We start from the raw sequence: 20,997 nt of genomic DNA, 5'->3' as shown, positions 1-20,997 counted from the left end.
ATTTGTTCAAAAATAAAAACAAGTAAACTTTTTAATTAAAATTACAATGTCAAAAACTTTACTAAAATGAACAAAAAAGTTAAAAACACTCAAAATACTCAAAATCAAGGCATTCAAAAGTTAAAATTTAAAATAAAATTTTAAAATATTTTATTTTAAAAAAAAAAACCATTAATTTTACAATAATTTTTAATTAAATCAACAAATACATGAAAAAGACTACTAATCTAGTTTGGTCTCTTTTACTTATGGGTGCAACATCTGTAAGTTTAAATGCTCAAACCAAAACCCAAGTGGATCCTGTCCAGTTTGGTAAAAAATCCTTATCTTCCGAAAACAAGATAAACACCAACATCCATAGATGTTTAACTGAAATAAACGAAATAGAGCTACAAAAAAAATATCCAAATCGTTTAAATACGCAACAATTTGAGTCATGGTTAGCTACTGAAGTTGAAAAACAAAAAACAGAAAGAATAAGAAATAACAAGAGCATTACTGCTGTTTACAATATTCCTGTTGTAATTCATATTGTTCACAACGGTGATTGTGTAGGAACTGGAGAAAACATTACGGATGCGCAAGCCATCTCTCAGTTAACAGTTATGAATAATGACTATAGAAGATTAGCTAGTACTCCAGGAGGTGCCAATACTACAGGTCTTGCTGTTGATACTGAAATTAATTTTATTTTAGCAAAAAGAGATCCAAGTGGTCAACCAACTACTGGTATAATCAGAAGAGAAATTGCTCCATATACAAATAATGTTGCAAATGGATCAGGTGGTCCAGACTGGGAACTAAGATCTGATGTTGAAGCAATGAAAGCAGTAACACAATGGGACCCTACTAAATACTTAAACATGTGGATTATTCGCCCAGGAGGTCAAGCCTTAGATGCCGCCCCTCCTACAGTTCCTGGTCTAGGTGGTTTATTAGGTTATGCTCAATTTCCTGACGCAACTGGCTTAGGTGGTTTAAATGCTTCGGGCGGAGCAGCAAATACCGACGGAGTAGTATGTGCTTTTGATTCTATGGGAACAAAAAACCTTAACGACGGTACTTTCATATTAAACCCTGGTTACGACGAAGGAAGAACTATGACGCACGAAGTTGGTCACTGGTTAGGATTAAGACATATTTGGGGTGATGACGGTTGTCCTGCTGTTGCAACAAATGTTGCAACAAATGAAGATTACGTAGCAGATACTCCTGCATCTGCTGCTCCAAATTATGCGTGTGGAGTTGTAAATTCTTGTCCTGCACCTGGTAATGATCAAGTTCAAAACTACATGGACTATACACCAGATGCTTGTATGGATACTTTTACAGCTGGACAAAAAGCTAGAATGCAAACTATTATGAGTGCTGCAGCTAGAAGATCTACACTAAATGCATCTTTAGGAGCAACAGCACCAGCATTAAGTGGAATTTATTTCAAACCAAGTATAACAACTTGTAGTATTACTGAAGCTACTAATTGTAATTTTACTGACTATACTTTTAATATAGGAACAACAAAAGCTCCTACTGCAAGTACTATTGTTACTTTCAATGTAAATGCTGCAACAACGGCAACAAATTTAAAAGATTTCCAAATTGTAAATCCAACTGTGACTTTCCCTACAGGATCAGCTGCAGATCAAATTTTAACAGTAAGAGTATTTCATGACGGAATTGCAGAATCATTAGAAACTGTAGTTATTGGAGCTACTGTTAATGCAGGTGGTGGAGACGCAGTACTTATTGCAGATTACAACACTCTAAAATTCACAATTAACGATAACGATGTTGCCCCTGTTTTAAATTCAAACACAACTGTTATATCAGAGACTTTTGACCCAAGCGCTTCATCAATAGGATCTATTAAAGATTTAGACGCTGATGGTAACAACTGGGGAATTGCTGCTAGTTCAGCTGGTACAACCGCAGTTGGTTTTAATAGTAATTTTGCTTTTTCTCGTTCATGGCTTTCGCCTAGCACAGGTTTAAATCCTGATAATATTATATATTCAGGTACTGCATTTACTATTCCAACAGGAACTTCAACATTAAGTTTTGGAATTGGTACATCACAAACAGGAGCGTTTTATCAAGAGCGTTATTCAGTGTACCTTACAACAGTAAATCCATCAACATTCACTGTAGCAACATTAAACGCACAAACTCCTGTAATAAACAATTCTATTTTAGCTGGTCCAGCGCAAAGAAACACTATTACTGCAAATGTATCTTCTTACGCAGGACAAACAGTTTATTTAGTATTCAGACATCATAACACTTTTGATCAAAACTGGATCATGTTAGATGATATTTCTATTACAACTTTGAATGCAGCTTCAGTTCAAACAGAAGTTAATACTGCAACTAAATACCAAGCTTTAATTCCTGCTGCAGGAACATTTTATGCTTCAGATTTAACATCTAGAAAATTAATGCTAGATGCTACTGTAAATAATTTCGACCATGGCTGTACTTCAGTAGAAGTAAACAGAAGTATTACAACTGCTGGAGCAGCAGCTGTTAATTATGGTTCAAATACTGCTAATAACTTAAAAGTAATGGCTAAATCTTTAACTGTAGCAACTGCAAACAATAATACTTCAGGTACTGGTACAGCTAAATTCTACTTCACTGAAGCTGAAATTGCTGGATGGGAAACTGCAACTGGTAACAGTAGAACAGCCTTAAAAGTTATTAAACAAGGAACAGCTACAACATTAGCAACAACAACTGGAACTTTTGGTACTTTTTATACCTTAACTGGAACTTTTGCAAATGGTATTAACGGAGTTTACTATTTTGGTACAGATGCAACATTATTGTCAAACCCATCTGTTGACTTTGAAAATTCAATAACAATTTACCCAAATCCAAGTAATGGTGTATTTAACGTACAATTTACTTCTGATTCAACAAATGAAATTAAAATAAATGTACATGATATTAGAGGTCGTGAAGTTTATACTAAATCATTCACAAACAATGGGTTTTTTAACGAAGCAATTCAATTAAACCAATCTCAATCTGGAGTTTACATTTTAACAATTCAAGATGGTGAGAAGAAAACAATGAAAAAAATCATTAAAGAATAAGCTATTATTCAATAAAAAAACTCTATTAGAAAACAGATATGCTTTCTAATAGAGTTCACACAAATGAGCTCGATATTTAATTATCGAGCTCATTTTTTTTATATATTATTGAAAAAAAAAAAGAGTGTAAATAACTAATTTATTTTACCTTAACTTTCTTGTCTAAATTACAGATAATTAGTTTTCTTATTTAAGAAAAATGGAGTCAATAGCAAAAACAGAAAAGACTTATTTCCCGTTAAATAAATTCATAGTATTGTTTAACCCGGCAAGAGCAAATGATTTAATTATTTCAGATGAAATAATTAATCTTTCTTTAAGAGCTTCTTTTTCTTCTAATGACCATTCTCCTAAAACATAATCAACTTGTTTACCTTTTTTAAAAGCATCGCTAATTCCGAATCTAAAACGCGGGTATTCTGTTGAATTCAACAAAAGCTGCATGTTTTTGAGCCCATTATGACCTCCGTCAGAGCCCTTTGTTTTAATTCTAACACTTCCGAAAGACAAATTTAAATCGTCCGTAATAACAAGCATATTATCTTTGTCGATATTTTCTTTATCTAACCAATATTTTACAGCCTTACCACTTAAATTCATATAGGTATTTGGCTTTAACAACAAAACAGTTCTCCCTTTTACTTTGAACTCAGCTACTTCACCTAACTTTTGAGTTTGAAAAGAAATATTTTCTTGATTTGCGAAATAGTCTAATATTTTAAAACCAATATTGTGCCTAGTATTTACATATTCGGCACCAATGTTTCCTAAACCAACAATTAAAAATTTTTTCATCTCTAGATTATCTTCTAATTTAACCTCTTCTAGCTTAGATTTGGAAGTTAATCTAAAAAAACTAAGAAGTGTATGTATTGTACTCATTTTTTATTTCATTTACAAAAATAAAAAAAGGGCTGAAAAACTCAGCCCTTTTTTTATTTTTCAATTTAAGTTTTAGAATTTACCTCTATTATCAACAATATCGGCTTTATCTTTTAAACCTTGAACTACTCTAAAAGGAGCAGAACCTTTAGTTTGTTGATTCAATTGATCTATTTGTGATTTATAATCTTTTACAGCAGGAGCTTTTACCATAGCTTTAGTTCTTACCATAAATAATCCTGAATTACCTTCAATTACTTTTGATGTTTTCCCAGCACTTAAACCTAATGCAGCACCAACTACTTTTGGTTCATAACCTAAGTTAGGAATTACTGGCGATGCCATTGAAGCACCAACAGCTGGAGAAATTGTAGAACCTGTAGCTTTAGAAATAGCTTCTAAAGTTGCTCCAGTCATTTTCTTTTTAAGTATAGCTGCTTTTTTCTCATTTTTAATTAATGGCTCAACAGATTGTTTTGCTTGATCTAAAGGCAAAAGTCCATCATCATTTTTAGATTTTAATTTCACAATTGCAAATCCAAGACTAACAATATCAAAACGTTTTACATCATTAACATTAGTATCTTCATTGAAAGCCCAAGTTACAATTTGTCTTTGTAAACCTAAGTTTGCAACGTTTTCATCGAAAGCTTTTACACTTGCTGCTGGAGCAATTGTTAAGCCAGAAGTTTTAGCTGCTTTTTCTAATCCATTTGCCAAAGCATCAGCTTCAACTTTTAAAGCTTTATTATAATTAGCATCTTCAGTTTGTTCTGAAGGCTGTACTTTTAATGCAACTGTAGCCAATAATACTGCATCATTTTTACCATCAACTTTCATAACATGGAAACCAAAATCAGTTTCAACAACTCCAGTTTTTCCAACAGGATTACCGAATAAGAAATCATCGAAAGGTTTCACCATTTGTTTTGGAGCAACGTTATCGTAAACACCACCATTTTGTTTTGAACCTTGATCATCAGAGTTCATCATTGCTAACATTCCGATACTTGAAGGATTTGCATTGACTTGCGCTAATAAACCTTCAGCTTTCGCTTTTGCTTCTTCTTTAGTTAACTTAACTGAAGGCGCAGCTTGCATCGCACCTTTGTAAGCAATTAAGATATGACTTACTTTTGCAGATGCACCAGATTTTCTTGCAGCAATTCTAGAAAGTTTTGAATATCCATTATCTGTATATGGTCCGTAAACTTGACCTGGAGCTAAAGCATATAATTGTTCCGCAAATTGTGGATTAATATCTTTTTTAGCTACGTAAGTTGAATCAAATTTAATTTCTGAATACTTATTAACGTAATCAGCAAGGTTAGTTGCAGAAGCAAATGAAGGAACTGTTTCGTTCACACCATTTACCATTTCAGTTTTACCATTTACAAAACCATCAATTTTAGATTTCATTGCCGCTTCATCAGCTGCAGATGGTTTGTTTTCAACTAATACATACTCTACTGATCTTGTATTATCTGATTTGTATTTCTTAGGATTTTTCTTCATGTAAGCAATAATCTCCTCGTCAGTTACCTTAACTTGTTCGTCACTTACTGTAGAGAAAGCTAATGCTACGTAATCAAAATCAACTTTATTATTATCTCTTTCGTACTTTAATTTTCCTTCAGCTTTAGTTGTATAAACACTTGATTTAATTAAAGTATTATACATTTGCTCTTTAGCAAAATCTTCGATTTGAATTTCGTATGCTTTCCATTGATTCCACTGTGTTTGGTCTGGAGCACTTTGCAAAGAATTAATATATTCAGCGAATTTTTTATCGTCAAATTTACCAGCCGCATTTAAAAACTGAGGAGATTGAGACAATTGTGGGTCACTTTTGATAACCGCCATTAATTGTTCTTTCCCAAGTAATAAACCAATTTTATCATATTGTTCAGATAATAAAGCTTTTCTCACTTCTTGTTCCCAAACTGAATTTAAAGCTTGTGTATTGCTAATTCCTTGTTGTTGTTTTTCAACATTAGCTACTTTACTCATGAATTCTTGGTATTCAAATTTTGTTCCATTGATAGAACCAATATTATTTGAACCTCCACTAAATCCACCGCTTTTAATTACATCCGCTAATACAAATGAAAATAATGCTAATGCTATGATTAGGACTAATAAGATAGAACGTTGTCTAATTTTTGATAAAATTGCCATTTTTATATTGAGTTATTTTTTTGTTCAGTGGGCGAAAATACAATTATCTATTTAATAATAAAATAGTATTGCTAATTTTTTTTACTTGTTTTCTTGATTGTTTTCCATTTTCTTTAAAAAACTTCTTCTAACGAAGTACATAATTAGGAATCCAACAGCAATAATTGCTTGCAATCCATAATCTTGTTTATTGAAAACTTTATATATTACAGATATTGAAAACACAATGGCTGCAACTAAATATAAATATTGAGAATATTTGTAGTACTTCATTTTTATTTTATTTCATATTATTAACTTCACCGTTATTGTTTTGCATGTTGAATATTTTAAAATCTTTACTAAAATCTATTCCAACACCTTGCAAAAAACTTCCATCAGCATCTTTAAACTTAAATGATTCTTCAGTAAAAAACCACTCGTTTTTTTGATCAAAGTACAACTGATTGGTTTCTAGTATTTTCCCATCGAAAGTAGTGATTTTCACATTACCAATTAAATCAATAACTTCTGTTCTTTTGTAAGAAACAGCTTTATCAGCTACTACAGTTGTTCTATTGTTTTTATTATCATACAGGGTAACCAAAACAGCATTTGGAAACTCCACAAACGGATTCTTAGCTGTAGAATAATCAACCATTTTCAAACTTTGCACCGTTGACTTTACTTTACCAGAATCAGTATATTTCAAATTAATTGAATCGGCTTCACCAGTTGGTACAAATGAAGTTTTATAAATTCGTTGAACGTCTTTTAAATTACTTTCACAACTTTGTAAAAACAAAAAGAAAGCAAGAACAAATATGTATTCAACAATTTTTTTCATTTCAATTAATTGTATAATGTTTTTCTGAACCATTTATCGTTAAACAACAATCCTAGGTTAATAGAAAAATAATCTTCTTTTACTAATCCATTACTTGTCGTTCCTCTTGAACCATATTCCATACCTAAATTTAAACTTGAGAAAGTTCCAGATATTGGCAATCCAAATCCTAAAGTAAATGATTTATCTTTTATTGCAGTATTATTAATTACTAAACCAGTATTTTCAAATTTAAAACCTCCACGATAGGTAATTCTTTCTAAATAATTATCATATGAATCAAATTTCGGAATAAAAAAACCTCCAAATGCAATTTTTGTTGCATTTTCAAAATAGACATTTGAATAATTATCGAATCTATTAATTTGACTTCCAGTTCCTGAAAAAGTAATATCTCCACCAAAAAACCATTTTCTATTTCCAACACCCACACCAATAGCTAATTTTGAAGGAATATTTAAATTAGTATCCGCTACATTAACTTCTGTATTAGCCGAGGCTTGTTCAGTACTTCCATTAGACAAAAAAGAAACTAAAGATACATATCTCACATTATTTGATGATAATTTTGCTTCTGGAGAATACACCAAACTAGACATAAAGTTTAATTTACTGTTTAGTTTTGTATTATATGTTAAACCTGCATTAAAAGCAATACCTGACAACGAAGATTCATTTATTTCTCTTGAACCAAACTGAATATTAGTTTGAAATTTTTGAGATTCTGTATTAATTGAACCAAATAAATATTGAAAATCAAAACCAATACTAAATTTAGAATTGATTTTATATCCAGAACCTAAATACACTTTGTTTACTCCACCACTCCCTAAATATCTACTAAAAGCATTATCATTTACAAACCTATACCCAACAGCACTTTGAGGCAACAAACCTAAAGAGATACCTAATTTTTTAGAAACAGGAAAACCCATTACCAAATAATCAAAAGTAGTTTTTTGAGCTTTCTCAGTTTGAGATCCAGCATTTAATTTATAAAACGAAGTTGTAACACCTACTTGAAAACTAGTTAACATTTGATTAGAATATGTTGCAGGATTCAACACATTAATGTGTGTGCTATCTGAATAAACACTAATTCCTCCCATGTTTATTATATCATTTGTACCTTTAAATTTAGTACTTCCAATTCCGTAAAAAGAATAAGGTGATGGAGTGTTTTCTTGAGCGAAACCGAAATTTGCAAGTAGTATAGTAACTATTAAGGCAATTTTTTTAATCATTTTGTAAACTATAAGTGTATAATTGTTGTAAACTTTTCAATAAGAAATTTTCATCGGCAAATATGACACTTTTTAATCGATTAGCCAAAAAATTAGCGTCTCCGCCTGTTAAAATTATTGTAAATTGTTCATTTTTAACAGAATATTCAGAAACAAAGCCTTCAATTTCATAACATAAAGCATTTACTACTCCCGAATGAATAGCTTCTTCCGTATTGTTACCAATAAAATTTTCAGGATATTTTTTTGTTAATAAAGGTAGTTTTGCCGTAAAATTATGAAGTGACTCATATCGCAAACGCAAACCTGGAGAAATGGCACCACCTAAATACTCCTTATTTTTTGTTACAAAATCATACGTGACACAAGTTCCTGCATCTATAATTAATATGTTTTGATTTGGATACAATAAAACAGCTCCAGCAGCTAAAACCATTCGATCTACACCTAAAGTTTTTGGAGTTCCATATAAATTTTTGAAGGGAAAAGCAGAAACATGACTAATTTCAAGTAAATTTAAATGGTTTTTTAGCCACAAAAAATCATTTTCATCTAGTTTTCCGACCGAAGAAAGCACTGCTTTTGTACAATTTGAATATTTTTTTAAAATATTTTCAAAATTATTTTTAAATTCTTTTTTTTGAAAAACAAACTTTTCAACCAAGTTAACCTGTTTAAAAACAGCCACTTTAATGTTTGTATTTCCTACATCAATAGTAAGTATCATATCTAAATATTAGAATTGCAAATGTACGAAATTGATTTTTTTTATTTTTTATTTTGGAATATATAAAAATCGTTCTATATTTGCACCCGCAATAAGGAAGTAATATTACAGAATTATTCAAGGTACCTTAGCTCAGATGGTAGAGCAATGGACTGAAAATCCATGTGTCCCTGGTTCGATCCCTGGAGGTACCACTTTTAACCCTTAATTTCATTATGATTTTAAGGGTTTTTTGTTTTTAGGGTGTTTAACAGGGTGCTTTTAAAATTACTTTAAGAAAACTTTATTTTATTTAACTCAATTTAATCTAATTTAAACAATCCTATTTTATAACGGGGGACACTAAAAAAAACTTTTATAACTAGACTAACAACAGTTAGACCCTATCAAAGGTAGTACGTATATATTAAAACCATTACTACTTCTAGCTAAAAATGAAGAAGATAAAAATAGTTTTAATAGAGTAATTATAAATATACTCAGTAAAGTGGTTAGATAAAGAAATATGTAATATCTATTTTTAAGGCTTCACTAATTTTATATAATGTGGCAATACTTGTATTAATCTCACCACGTTCAATTCTACCAATTTGGTTTTTAGGGATATTGGCATCAAACGAAAGAATCTCTTGAGAAAGATTGAGTTCATTTCTTCTTTCTCTGATTTTTTGCCCGACTGACTTTATTAACTTTATTTCCTTTTCATTTAACACGCAATAAAATTGCGCATTCAAAGAAATAAAAACAGACACATATTTGTGTTATTTTGATATTTTTACTATTATTGCTAAAGTATTTTAGAATATTACGGAAAACCGTAAAAAAACTCAAAATAAATATTTGAAATTTACACAAAATAAAAAAACCATTTATGAAAAATTTTATAAAACTTTTTGCATTATTATTCAGTAACCTAATATTAAGCCAAACCCAAGAGTCATCTTTTTCAAAAGGATTAAAAGACGGTTGGAACGAAACATTAAAAGAGGCTAAAAATATAGATATTTATAAAGCAGGAAGCCCTGACCAACAAAAATGCACAATCTCACCAGCCTACACACCAAATGACAATAAAAAACATGAAAAAGAATATGGAAGAGGTTACAGATGCGGAGTAGAACAAGCAACTAAAATAATTCCAATTTTACAACAAAGACTTCAAAATAAAACATTTGGTAGTGATATAAAAATCAACACAAATAATGAAAATATTGATTATTCTAATTCTGATAAAAATACAGATAAATTCAATAAGTATTCAGATGAATTTTCTAATTATATGAATAACATAAATAAAAATTACTCAAATGATTTACAATCGAAATTAATAGATTACGGGGAGCCAGTAACATATTATAATCAAAATGATTCATTTCAACAAACTCAAAACTATAATTACAACAGAAACTACACAAGTAAAGAGCTTGAATTAATAAAATTTAAAAACACTGAAACATTTGTTTTAAATAGTGGTTTTCGTTTTATGAAAATTTCTGAAAAAATTACAAATAAAACTAACAGTGAATTAAAAAAAGAAACAGCAAGAAATATTAAATATATTAAAAAGTTTAAAAATTACGATATAGATTCTTTAAAAAATGGTTGGTATGAAGCATTTTCAAGTTTTAATTATGATTTTTCAAAAAAAGAAAAAGGCAAAATAGTTGTTAAAAGATTTGTTTTAATAAATAACGGCAAAATTGAATATTATATTGGAGATTTAAATTTAATCTATAAAATTAATTACCAAAATAAAATTGATTATAATGAAGAAAAATCAACTTACTTTTTATCTTTTTTATATCCTGATTCGAAAACTAGTGATTTGGGAACTTATGAAATAACAATATTGAATAACCAACCTTTAAGTATTATACCTGAATATAAATACCCAAAATGTTTTACAGTTTATTCTAATGCTAATTTTACAAATAGAATTGTATTTAGAATTTTTGATAGCGAAAAAAAACACGAAGACACAAGGTTTATAACAAACTACAACTCTACGATTAAACCAAACTGCGATACAAAATACGGAGTTTACACTTTTTATTTACCTGATGGCAACTATAAATTTTATGCATTTACAGAAAATTATCAAGAATTTTGGTCAAACGATTTTTTAATAAAAAACAACTGCCATTTACTTAACTTAACTAAATAAAAACACAACTTAAAAGATACTTATGAAATTTCTTAAATTATTTTTAATCTTAACTCTATTAAGTTCCTGTAAATCAAACATGGACAAATGTATTGAAGAATACGTAGATGAAAAAGATTATACTTACAAAGAAGCATGTGAAATATGTGAAGAAATGCGACAAGACGCTCAAAATTAATCTTAATAACTAATTAAAATACTTACCCTCCAAAAGGAGGGTTTGTTATTAAGACACATTTCTATATGCATTATTAAACTCAGAATGTTTTAAAGTTAAATTTGGCGCCACACCAAACAACTGAACAAATCTACTTTTCATAAATTCTCTAAGTTCGTCAGCATAACTTGAAGTTGTTAAAATACAATCGTGTATAGTAAACACTGGAGCTTTACCTTTGTGTAATTTATCAAAATCTCTAGCAATATTATCAATCATAACTTTTGCCTCAAACTGAAAACAGAAATAAGATAATTTTTTATGACTTTCTTTTTTTGTCCATATTATGTCCTCGCAATCTTTATATTGCTGAACGTCTTTAAACTCATTAATGAATTTTAATACAGAAGGAAATAGCTCTTTAAAAACTAATTGTTCAAACTTATACAAAGATGTATTTGCAAATAGCATTGCAAGAACTCTTTTCTTTGAGAATTTCTTCAAATCTTCCATTTCTCCATCAAAATAATAACCAAACATATCTTTAAATTCGTGCTGGTAATATTTTATTACTTTATTAAAATCAACACCTTTAGATTCGTAGAATGCTTGACTAAAAATAATTTCGCTAATTTGCTCATATAATCGCCCTTTTAAAATAGAACTCCCAAACTGCTGAAGCTCTAATTTATCAATATCTCCCACAACTTCATCGAACATATAAGTGTATAGATTAGTATATTGGAATTTATTAAGAAAAGTTAGATTGTTATTTAGATAGCAATTCATAGATAAATATAAGAAATATGGCACCGAAGAGGAAATATCAATTTCGGCGAGAAATTCCCCGTCATATTGCAAGTATTCTCTTGATTTTTTTGATAATCTTGTTAAATTAGAATGTACTCGTCCATCGGTTGCAGTTTTTAAAGTTAGCTTGTGTTCGCGATTAAGAAAATCGATTAAATTTAACACATTTCTCAGGCGCTTTTCAGTTACTAAATCATTTGTTTTCAATATTGCTTCAAAAGGGTTAAAAACAGTTAATTTTTTGTTATTAAAATACTTCATCAAATAATAATAATGTGTTCTAATGTTTTCATTTATAGATTTATTAAAAATATTTTTAACTCTATTTACTAATTTATTATCTGTAATTGAATAAAGTTCAAAACCACTTTCAAAATAATAATCGGTTAATTTGTAACTAAATGGTTTTCCTTTAGTATACCTGTAACCATTCAATATATTTCCCGAAACTGGATAATTTTCAAGAAGAAAATCAATGTATTTATTGTAATTTTTACCAATTAATTTTTCGAGAAATTTTGAACTTAAACAAACCTGTTTACTATTGTTTTTTTTATTTCCATAAAACAAAACTAAATATACTATCAAGTAGACATAATCAATTTTTAAGTCAAAATTTGGTTTGTATTTATTAACTAAACTTTCAATGTTTAGATTTTTTGGTTTTAATATAAAATATTGATTCATAATTTTTTAATTTTTGGACATAGGTATTCCAGCGAGGGTTTTACAACGCTTGTTGTTATTTATGTATGTTAAGTAATTGTAGCGAGAAACCGCTAAAAGACACCTTATTTAAGCAACTGCTATAAGGTTTAGTTTATTGTAAACTTCAGATTTTGAATAATAGACACGTCTCCCTATTTTTTTAGCTTTTAAAATAGAATCCCTATTCCACAAAAACAATGTGGTTGTTGAGACTTTTAAAAGATTTGCCGTTTCTTCCCTAGTTAAGAAATCATTTTCTTTATCTGATTCTTTAGGATTTAGTTTGATTGCATCAGTAATTTTTTGCAATTCATTTTTAACAACGTCTGAAATTAGTTGTTGTAAATCTCCAACTGATAGTTGAACTAATAAATTTTCTTTTTGTAAAATCATAAATTATTGTTTTATATTTATGATACAAATAGAAGAACAGGGAAAATAGGGAAAGAATAGGGAAATTATTTTCTAGAAAAAATTTATGTTTTGATTTTTTGGTTTTTGTTTAATTATACTTTTATTATAAATAATATCATCATTTGTAAATAATTTAATTGTTTCCTCATAGTTTGAAAATGGATAATGTTTACCTTTATTATTATTTATGTCTTTGTAATATTTTCTAAATTGTTCTTTGTCTAATTTCACATTTAAAGATTGAAATTTAACAACTTCATCAAAATCAATTATTTTTTCTAATCTATTATCTCTGACTTCATTAAAAAAATCGAAAACGTAGAAACAATATAGTATAACAAAAGTCTCGACTTTTTTGAGATTATATCTCTTGATAAATTTAAAACCAAGTTCTGATAAAGAATTACTTGATAATATGTTTAATATATTATTTATATCATTGCTAGTAAAGCCTTTTTTATTTAAATATTCAATATAATCTTTTTTATCATCCAATAAACTATTATAAATTTTATTATTTCCTTCTTCATTTCTAGAAAGCGGCTTGCCTTCAAAACAATTTAAAAATAAATTATAGTATATTTCATTTAAACTATTTTCATAATCAATATCATCTTTTGAATAATCCATATCAATATTTATTTCGTTGATATTTACTAATTGTTTTAAGAGAGAAATCTTAAAATTTAAAACAAATTCATCATTTTCATTTTTATTAACAATATAAAAGAACTTATTATCATTAAATGATTCTAAATATCTTAATTTATATTTATCTTTATGATAATTTACAAATTCTAATTTTAATTCTGAATTTATTTGAAAAGAATTTTTAAACACCGTTTTAATTTTAATATGTTCTTTTCTTAAATAATTTAAAATTGCATCTTCACTTTCAATTAAGTTATATTTAAAATAAGAAATATAAACAGTTTTATTAATTTCACACAAACTTGTATACTCCTCTAAATACAAATCAAATTGTTCTTTATCAATATTAATTTTTAAATTTCCTCCAGTAATTAGACCATCTTCAAAGTCATCAGGATAACCATGTCTATAATTATCATTTATATATTTAATTAAATTAACTTTATCAAGTTCTGTAAAGTTAAATTGATAATTGACATTTGTAATAGTATTTAAATATTCAAAATCAATAGTTTCTTTTAAATAAAACTTATAAATATTGCTTTCTTTATTCTTGTCATATTTTAATAAAACTTCTTTTGAATAATTTTCACAAAAAAAATAATTGACATTATCCAAAAGTTCTGAATAGTCAGCAAGTATAAAAGCAATAAAGTCAAGTAATCTTTCTTCATTATTTAATTCTCTCATATTAACTGTTTTTATTACGATTTAGCAAACTCTATTAATGGTTTATAATTTTGATTATCCGCCTCTTTTAATGAATTTATATATTTTTCTCTTGTTTCATTAGCCTTTACTAGACTACTATTACCCCAAGTAAAATAACTCTCATTAAACAATTTAGTCATAATTAAATCAGCCATTAACCTGGAATGTCTTCCGTTTCCATTAGGGAAACAATGAACACTTACTAATCTATGTTTAAATCTAATAGCTATTTCTTCATTAGAATAAGTTTTGTTTTGACACCAATACAACCCATCATCTAACAATTGTTTTAACCCTATGCCAATATTATAACTTTTTATTCCAATATTTTTTTCAGATTTTCTAAAATCTCCCGCCCATTTCCAAACATCACTATACATTTTTTTATGCAAATCTGTTATGAATTTTTCTGAAAATAATTGTTCAGGTTTAATTTTTAACCGTAAAGTCCATTCAATTGCCTTTTGTATATTGAGTTGTTCAAACTCGTCTAATTCGCCACGTGTTGAAATAGAAGAAATTTTTAACCCTTCCATTTCTTCCTCGCTCAAAGACGTTTGCCCGTTAACATATTCTATCTTTAATCCCATAAATACTTAGGCATTTCATATTTTATTTCTTCTGTTTTTTGCTTTATTGCTTTTTCAATTCGTTCTTTAGAATTTTGTTGGTCTTCTAAAGTCATTGTAACGTGTGTACGACCTACAATCTCTCTTGCAATTTCATTCGCACGTTGCTCAATCATTTCCTCAATTGAACCTTTATTCGGCAAAAATCCATAAACTAGTTTCATATCTAACCCTCGAGCCAAATCTCTCAATGTGTTTATAGTAATAGTTCCGTTTGCTTCTCTTTTTTCCATATCCCCAATACCTTGTGGACTTATATTCATTCTATTTCCTAATTGGCGAAGTGACATTTTTAAAGATGTTCTAATGGATTTCACCCAGCCAGAAGAAGGCAAAACAACGTCATTAACTTCCCTAAAACATGAAAGTTTTGCATCTAATTGTTCTATTAACAATATTCTTTTTTTATCTTTCATAAGTTCTAATCTTGATAATCAACATACAAATTTAAACTTATAAATTTAAAAAACAAAATAAAAATCAACTTATAGATTGATAATAAATATTTTTTTTAAACTTACAGATTTAATTAAAGTTAAAAAAATCAACTTAAAGATTGATGAAAACAAAATAATTAAAATCGTTTTCTTAATCAAAATAACCCATTTCAACTATACTTGACGCTCGTTGTTCTCCGACTATACGAATGTATTTTATAAATTCTCGCTCTGTTTTATGACCTGAAAAGTGCATAATATCAAACATAGGCATTTTCTTTAAATACATATTTGTGCAAAAACTTCTTCTTGCAGTATGAGAATGAATCAATTCATACTTAGGAATATACTTTTTTATTTCTTTACCGCCTTTTCTATAAACACATTCAATCTTTTCATTGAACTTTAGAATTTCTCCTATTTTCTTAATGTATTTGTTTAAGTCTTTTTCTAATATTTTCTTTGGAGGCATTCCATTATGTCTTAAATCCATTATCTGTCTAATTTTTACAGTTATTGGACAGTTTACAATTGCTTTAGTCTTTTTTTGATTTATAGAAAAAAAATCTCTCCCGTTAATATTTTTAATAGATGATTCGGTTAGACCATTATAATCAGAAACCCTTTGCCCCGTGAAACAACCAATTAAAAACACATCTCTCGCAAGCTCGTAATGTTTTTTATCAGACAAATCTAATTCTAACATTTTATTTAACTCCGCTTCAGATAAATATATTGCAGTTGTTTCTTCAGGTGTTAAACTGAAATCTTTTATATTAAAATTAATATTATTAATTAACCTTTTTTGGTTAGCCTCCATTAAAAAGGTCTTAAGATTCTTTAAATGTTTGGAAATAGTATTTTGTGAAAAATCATTATCTTGTAAATATTCAATGAAATTTAAAACAAAAGTTTTATCAAAAGAATTAAAAGTTATTTTTTCATTGTTCTCAATTCCATAGTTTTTAACTTTTAATAACGTTTGCTTATAAGAACGTTTTGTTATTGGGCTTATCTCTTTTGATTTCAATTCTAAAAAGTCTTCACAAAACTCAAAAAAAGTAATAGGTTTAGAATTATCAACAACAATATTTTTGTTTGTATATGTGTCTAAAAACTGTTTTAAAACTGCATTTGTAATAATTATTTGTTCAGCTATTAAACGAGAATATTCTTTTTTAATAACATTTTCAATTTTACTTAAAAACTCATTAACTTCAACAGCATTAATAATATTAGACTTTGTTTGTTTTATTCTTTGTTTATCAAAATCCCAATCTACAAAACAAGATTTATAACCTGTAGAGTATTTAAATCTACTTCCGCCATAGGAAAAATGAAGAAAAATTAAACTTTCTTTCTTCTTATCAATTTCAAGGTTTTTAATTGCTTCTTTGAAAGCGAATCTAACTATCCCGTTTGAATTTTCAATTGTTTTAATCATATCATTTAAACTATACACAAATATAGTAAAAATATAATTAGGGTGTTTAAAAGGGTGCTTTAAAAATTCAACCTTCTTAAATTTAATTAATATAAACAACATTAAACAATAATCTAAAGCTTTAAATACAAGCTTTTTAAGTTTAAGTTACAATAATTAAGAATTTAAGAGATTTAAAATAAATGGTACTGGAGGTACCACTTAAGCCCCGACTTTGTCGGGGTTTTTTGTTTTTACTACTTTTTTAATTTCATAAAAAAAACCGACAACTTAGAAATTGTCGGTTTTTTACTTTATTTTAAATTTTACAATAATGGTAAAATTTGATTTTTTAACCTTTCGTATTCTCCTTGAAGAATTAAACCATTATCCAACAGCTTCTTATAATTATTTAGTTTGTCAAACAATTCATCTTTAGATAAATCAGAAAGCTTTTTTGTGTGAGGAGGAATAGGCTCTTCAATTTCAGTATCTCTAATTACATCATTTGGAGTTGGAAGTATTTCTGCAAAATGAATTACTTCTTCAGCTACAACATCTTCAACTTGCGACTCCACTTCTGTATCCGGAACTAAATTCACATCAGGTATAGCTACTCCATTTTTCAACACATCCAGTTGTTCTTTCGCATAGGTATATAATTTACGCGCTTGATTTTTTGGCAAATAATCAACCGTATGCGTTAATTCCGTTTTAGTTGAAAAGGTAAAATCAGAACCTAGCAAACCTTCTTTTACAAAAGTTCCAGCAATATCATCCCAATCATAATCCATAAATTCCATTGATAATCCTAAGTTTTTAGGTTTACATAAAATAATACGTTTGTTTGTGACAACAATACTATCTGGAAAAACTGTAATAGCTGGTTTTTTCTGAACAGCGATATAACCCACTTCTTCATTAGACATTAATAAATTTTCTAATTTAGACGTGATCTTCTCAATAGCTTTAGGATCTTGGTCTTCGTTTAATATTTTTTTTAAATTATCTATCATAATTAATTTATTGTAATTTATTGATGTATGTTTATCAAAAGTAATGCCTAATTTTCTACTTCTCGATACAATTATAAAAAAAAATTAGAATTACTAGAAGTGACGTTACATAATTTCCGATTGATTTTTTTTTGTTAAACTACTAAAAACCAAATCATAGGAATCATTAATTAAGGCGCATATCATTTTATCGTTTACATCGGAATGAAAACTAACAGTGTTCCAATGTTTTTTACTCATATGATAACCAGGTTTAATCGCTTCATATTCTGCTCTAAGTTCTTCTGCTTTATCTGGATCGCATTTTAAATTTAAACTTGGTTCGTCTTTTTCCCATTGTTTTAAAGAAGTTAAGCAAAACATTTTTCCGCCCACTTTAAACACCAAAGTATCTTCATCGAAAGGAAAATGCTCCGTTACACCTTTTTTTGATAGGCAAAATTCGTATAGTTGCTGAATGTTCATATTTGAGTGATTAGTGATTAGCTTCTAAACAATATAAAACAGGCTTACTCGGACTCGCGTCATTCTCAAAAGAAGCAATTTGTAAATTCAGTAAATACATTCCATCTGAAACCGAATCATCTATGTAAATCAATTCTGTAATCGTACAATCTAAACGGGCATCTTCATTTAATATGGTTGTGTCTTTCACATTCCAAAACGCTTTGTGCGCCAATAATTTTCCTTCGTCTTCTTCCCTATCCACACTTGGCAAATCGATAAGCAAATGTTTAATTCCGATTACTCGAATAAAAGTTGCCGCTTCTTCTAATAAATAGGGCGGATTCGTATGTGAATAGTTTTTAGATTTTTTTTCTGTTAGATTTGGGATGGTACGAATGATTATCGCTTCTGGAGTTTTGCCTTTAAGAGAATTTTCAATTTGACTTTTCGTAATGACGAAATCTTCATTTCTTTTTTCAGGTTGAACCGAAACCAATTCCGCCATAAAGAAAAACTGCTTCAAACATTGATTGATTGAATAAAATTCTGTAGTAATATGTCCTAAACACTCAGTATGCGTGCCATGTCCGTGCGGGTTGAAAAATATATTATTGAAATTCGTCGAACTTCCTTCAGAAACTTTTCCTATCCAATTTTCAAAAGTCACGGGTTCAATTACAGGTTTTTCAATATACCAAGCAATCGGATTCGCATTGGTATTGGATAATGGTAAGGAAATATCAATGGGTTTTGATAAGTCGATGTTGAAGTTGTTTATAGTAGCTTTCATTTTTTTTAACCGCAAAGCTCGCAAAGTATTACGCAAGGTTCGCAAAGATTTTTTTAAAGGTTATTTGCAATTCTTTTTATCCCGTCTTTTACTAATTTAACATTGAAATTTATAAGTAAACCAAGTTTACAATTTGTTAATTTTAAATACATTAATAATTGAGCAAAATGAACGTTATTTAATGCTTCAACAGATTTAATTTCAATAATTAATTTGTCTTCTAAAATAATATCTAATCTGTAACCAATATCTAGTTCTATTTCTTCATAAATTAAAGGTAACGCTTTTTGTTTCTCTACTTTTAATCCCGTTTTCTTTAATTCATAATATAAACATTCTTCGTAGGCACTTTCTAAAAGTCCTGGTCCTAAATTTTGATGCACTTTTAATGCTGCATCAAAAACAATTTTTGATAATTCGTTTTCTAACATAATAATTGATTTTGGCGTATATAATTTTTTAATTGCGAGCTTTGCGCCTCACTTTGCGAACCTTGCGGTTAGACTATTCCAAATTTAATAAAAATAAATCGGAAGCAATACCATCACTCAAAAACTTTCCTTTTTTAGTCGTTTTTAAAACATTATTTTCAATTATTAACAAATTGTCTGAAATATACTTCTCTGCTTGTTTCTGTAAATAATCTAAATATTTGGTTCCGAATTCCGTTTCAATTCTTTCTAAAGAAACACCCCAAATGGTTCGTAAACCGGTCATAATGTATTCGTTATACTGATCGGTTTTGGATAAAGTTTCAGTTTCTGAAGGTAAATTATTTTCTGCGATGGCTTTCAAATACAAAGAATTATTGGCGATATTCCAACTTCTACTTTGACCATTATAACTGTGAGCAGACGGACCGATTCCAATATATTTTTTACCCAACCAATAGGCCGTGTTGTTTTTTGAAAAGTAATCTGGTTTCCCAAAGTTCGATAATTCGTAATGTACAAATCCGTTTTCTTGTAATTTGTCGATTAAAATATGAAAATGTTGTTGGGCCAAATCATCATCTAAAGTCGGAATTGAACCTGATTTTATCATTTTATGCAAAGCCGTTTTTGGTTCCACAGTTAACGCATAACTGGAAATATGTGGAATATTAAAACTTAGCGCCGTTTCAATATTTTGCAACCATTTTTCGTTACTCATATCAGGCATTCCGTAAATTAAATCTATGGAAATATTATCGAAATGTTGTGTGGCAAATTCTAAACATTTTTTAGCTTCCGCCGAATTATGTGCGCGATTCATCAACAACAAATCGTCTTCAAAAAACGACTGAACTCCAATTGACAAACGGTTTATTGGCGAATTCGCATATTGAAGAATCGTTTCTTCATCCAAATCATCCGGATTCGCTTCTAGTGTAACTTCTGGGTTCTCAATTACTTTAAAATATTTGTAAACCGTATCAATCAAAAATCGTATATCATCAATCGTCAATACACTTGGTGTTCCTCCACCAAAATAGATAGTTTCAATCGTTTCGTTTTGAGATTCGTTTTTACGTAATTCTAATTCTTTCGCTAACGCCAAAACCATTTCGTCTTTCTTCTTCATGGAAGTCGAAAAATGAAAATCGCAGTAATGACAAGCTTGCTTGCAAAAAGGGATGTGAATGTAGATTCCTGACATTTTAATTAATTTTCAATGTTCAATTTGACGATGTGCCAATAAAAAAGGCA

Annotated in this window: 21 protein-coding genes and 1 tRNA gene; 4 read left to right on the top strand and 18 right to left on the bottom strand. The window is 28.7% G+C overall.

Annotated features, from left to right (window positions below):
- Positions 1-209 precede the first annotated feature (209 nt).
- The gene (locus tag UEQ13_RS15195; RefSeq protein ID WP_329807201.1) at positions 210-3,095 is read left to right on the top strand and encodes a T9SS type A sorting domain-containing protein; all 2,886 of its coding nucleotides are present in this window, start codon (positions 210-212) and stop codon (positions 3,093-3,095) included.
- Between the two features lie 228 nt (positions 3,096-3,323).
- On the opposite strand, the gene pth is transcribed toward UEQ13_RS15195, so the two are convergent.
- From pth to UEQ13_RS15165, 6 genes are all read right to left on the bottom strand, one after another.
- The gene (pth, locus tag UEQ13_RS15190; RefSeq protein ID WP_329807255.1) at positions 3,324-3,890 is read right to left on the bottom strand and encodes an aminoacyl-tRNA hydrolase; all 567 of its coding nucleotides are present in this window, start codon (positions 3,888-3,890) and stop codon (positions 3,324-3,326) included.
- Positions 3,891-4,049: 159 nt separating this feature from the next.
- Positions 4,050-6,155, bottom strand: a complete 2,106-nt coding sequence (locus UEQ13_RS15185) for a peptidylprolyl isomerase (protein WP_329807199.1) — start codon at positions 6,153-6,155, stop codon at positions 4,050-4,052.
- 81 nt (positions 6,156-6,236) lie between these two features.
- The gene (locus UEQ13_RS15180; RefSeq protein WP_329807198.1) at positions 6,237-6,428 is read right to left on the bottom strand and encodes a hypothetical protein; all 192 of its coding nucleotides are present in this window, start codon (positions 6,426-6,428) and stop codon (positions 6,237-6,239) included.
- Positions 6,429-6,435: 7 nt separating this feature from the next.
- Entirely contained in the window at positions 6,436-6,981 is a 546-nt protein-coding gene (gene lptC / locus UEQ13_RS15175) for an LPS export ABC transporter periplasmic protein LptC (RefSeq protein ID WP_329807197.1), read from the bottom strand.
- 5 nt (positions 6,982-6,986) lie between these two features.
- Positions 6,987-8,225, bottom strand: a complete 1,239-nt coding sequence (locus UEQ13_RS15170; RefSeq protein ID WP_329807196.1) for a hypothetical protein — start codon at positions 8,223-8,225, stop codon at positions 6,987-6,989.
- A complete protein-coding gene (locus UEQ13_RS15165; protein WP_329807194.1) occupies positions 8,218-8,952 on the bottom strand; it encodes a type III pantothenate kinase in 735 nt (244 codons plus the stop codon). The genes UEQ13_RS15170 and UEQ13_RS15165 overlap by 8 nt, the downstream gene beginning before the upstream one ends.
- Positions 8,953-9,073: 121 nt before the next feature.
- Here UEQ13_RS15165 and UEQ13_RS15160 point away from each other — a divergent pair.
- Positions 9,074-9,146, top strand: a tRNA-Phe gene (locus tag UEQ13_RS15160).
- A 297-nt stretch (positions 9,147-9,443) separates the two neighbouring features.
- On the opposite strand, the gene UEQ13_RS15155 is transcribed toward UEQ13_RS15160, so the two are convergent.
- Positions 9,444-9,704: a helix-turn-helix domain-containing protein gene (locus tag UEQ13_RS15155; RefSeq protein WP_329807192.1), complete on the bottom strand. Its 261-nt coding sequence runs from the start codon at positions 9,702-9,704 to the stop codon at positions 9,444-9,446.
- 119 nt (positions 9,705-9,823) lie between these two features.
- Here UEQ13_RS15155 and UEQ13_RS15150 point away from each other — a divergent pair, with 119 nt between their 5' ends.
- Together UEQ13_RS15150 and UEQ13_RS15145 are read left to right on the top strand one after the other, a co-directional pair.
- The gene (locus tag UEQ13_RS15150; RefSeq protein WP_329807190.1) at positions 9,824-11,116 is read left to right on the top strand and encodes a hypothetical protein; all 1,293 of its coding nucleotides are present in this window, start codon (positions 9,824-9,826) and stop codon (positions 11,114-11,116) included.
- Between the two features lie 22 nt (positions 11,117-11,138).
- Entirely contained in the window at positions 11,139-11,294 is a 156-nt protein-coding gene (locus tag UEQ13_RS15145; protein ID WP_329807188.1) for a hypothetical protein, read from the top strand.
- Between the two features lie 48 nt (positions 11,295-11,342).
- Here the strand turns inward: UEQ13_RS15145 and UEQ13_RS15140 are convergent, their stop codons facing one another.
- The 11 genes from UEQ13_RS15140 to hemW all read right to left on the bottom strand — a co-directional run bounded on the left by UEQ13_RS15140 (position 11,343) and on the right by hemW (position 20,947).
- Complete coding sequence (locus UEQ13_RS15140) at positions 11,343-12,770, bottom strand: hypothetical protein (RefSeq protein ID WP_329807187.1); 1,428 nt, start codon at positions 12,768-12,770, stop codon at positions 11,343-11,345.
- Between the two features lie 108 nt (positions 12,771-12,878).
- Positions 12,879-13,184: a helix-turn-helix domain-containing protein gene (locus UEQ13_RS15135; RefSeq protein ID WP_329807185.1), complete on the bottom strand. Its 306-nt coding sequence runs from the start codon at positions 13,182-13,184 to the stop codon at positions 12,879-12,881.
- A gap of 72 nt (positions 13,185-13,256) precedes the next feature.
- Positions 13,257-14,546: a hypothetical protein gene (locus UEQ13_RS15130; RefSeq protein ID WP_329807184.1), complete on the bottom strand. Its 1,290-nt coding sequence runs from the start codon at positions 14,544-14,546 to the stop codon at positions 13,257-13,259.
- A gap of 14 nt (positions 14,547-14,560) precedes the next feature.
- Positions 14,561-15,157, bottom strand: coding sequence for a mobile mystery protein B (locus tag UEQ13_RS15125; protein WP_329807182.1), 597 nt, complete (start codon positions 15,155-15,157; stop codon positions 14,561-14,563).
- On the bottom strand, positions 15,148-15,612 hold the full coding sequence (locus UEQ13_RS15120; RefSeq protein ID WP_329807180.1) for a mobile mystery protein A: 465 nt from the start codon (positions 15,610-15,612) through the stop codon (positions 15,148-15,150). The genes UEQ13_RS15125 and UEQ13_RS15120 overlap by 10 nt, the downstream gene beginning before the upstream one ends.
- Positions 15,613-15,784: 172 nt before the next feature.
- Complete coding sequence (locus UEQ13_RS15115) at positions 15,785-17,077, bottom strand: site-specific integrase (RefSeq protein WP_329807179.1); 1,293 nt, start codon at positions 17,075-17,077, stop codon at positions 15,785-15,787.
- 305 nt (positions 17,078-17,382) lie between these two features.
- Positions 17,383-18,072 (bottom strand): PH domain-containing protein, encoded by a 690-nt coding sequence (locus UEQ13_RS15110; RefSeq protein WP_329807177.1) that lies wholly within the window; start codon positions 18,070-18,072, stop codon positions 17,383-17,385.
- Between the two features lie 105 nt (positions 18,073-18,177).
- Complete coding sequence (locus UEQ13_RS15105; RefSeq protein ID WP_329807176.1) at positions 18,178-18,537, bottom strand: MmcQ/YjbR family DNA-binding protein; 360 nt, start codon at positions 18,535-18,537, stop codon at positions 18,178-18,180.
- Positions 18,538-18,547: 10 nt separating this feature from the next.
- On the bottom strand, positions 18,548-19,309 hold the full coding sequence (locus UEQ13_RS15100; RefSeq protein WP_329807175.1) for a cyclase family protein: 762 nt from the start codon (positions 19,307-19,309) through the stop codon (positions 18,548-18,550).
- Positions 19,310-19,362: 53 nt separating this feature from the next.
- Positions 19,363-19,740, bottom strand: a complete 378-nt coding sequence (locus tag UEQ13_RS15095) for a GxxExxY protein (protein WP_329807173.1) — start codon at positions 19,738-19,740, stop codon at positions 19,363-19,365.
- 73 nt (positions 19,741-19,813) lie between these two features.
- Positions 19,814-20,947, bottom strand: coding sequence for a radical SAM family heme chaperone HemW (hemW, locus tag UEQ13_RS15090; protein ID WP_329807171.1), 1,134 nt, complete (start codon positions 20,945-20,947; stop codon positions 19,814-19,816).
- Positions 20,948-20,997 lie beyond the last annotated feature (50 nt).

Origin of the sequence: Flavobacterium facile (assembly GCF_036321945.1) — a bacterium.
GTDB classification, from domain to species: domain Bacteria; phylum Bacteroidota; class Bacteroidia; order Flavobacteriales; family Flavobacteriaceae; genus Flavobacterium; species Flavobacterium facile.
This window is presented reverse-complemented; position numbering and strand designations above follow the sequence as displayed.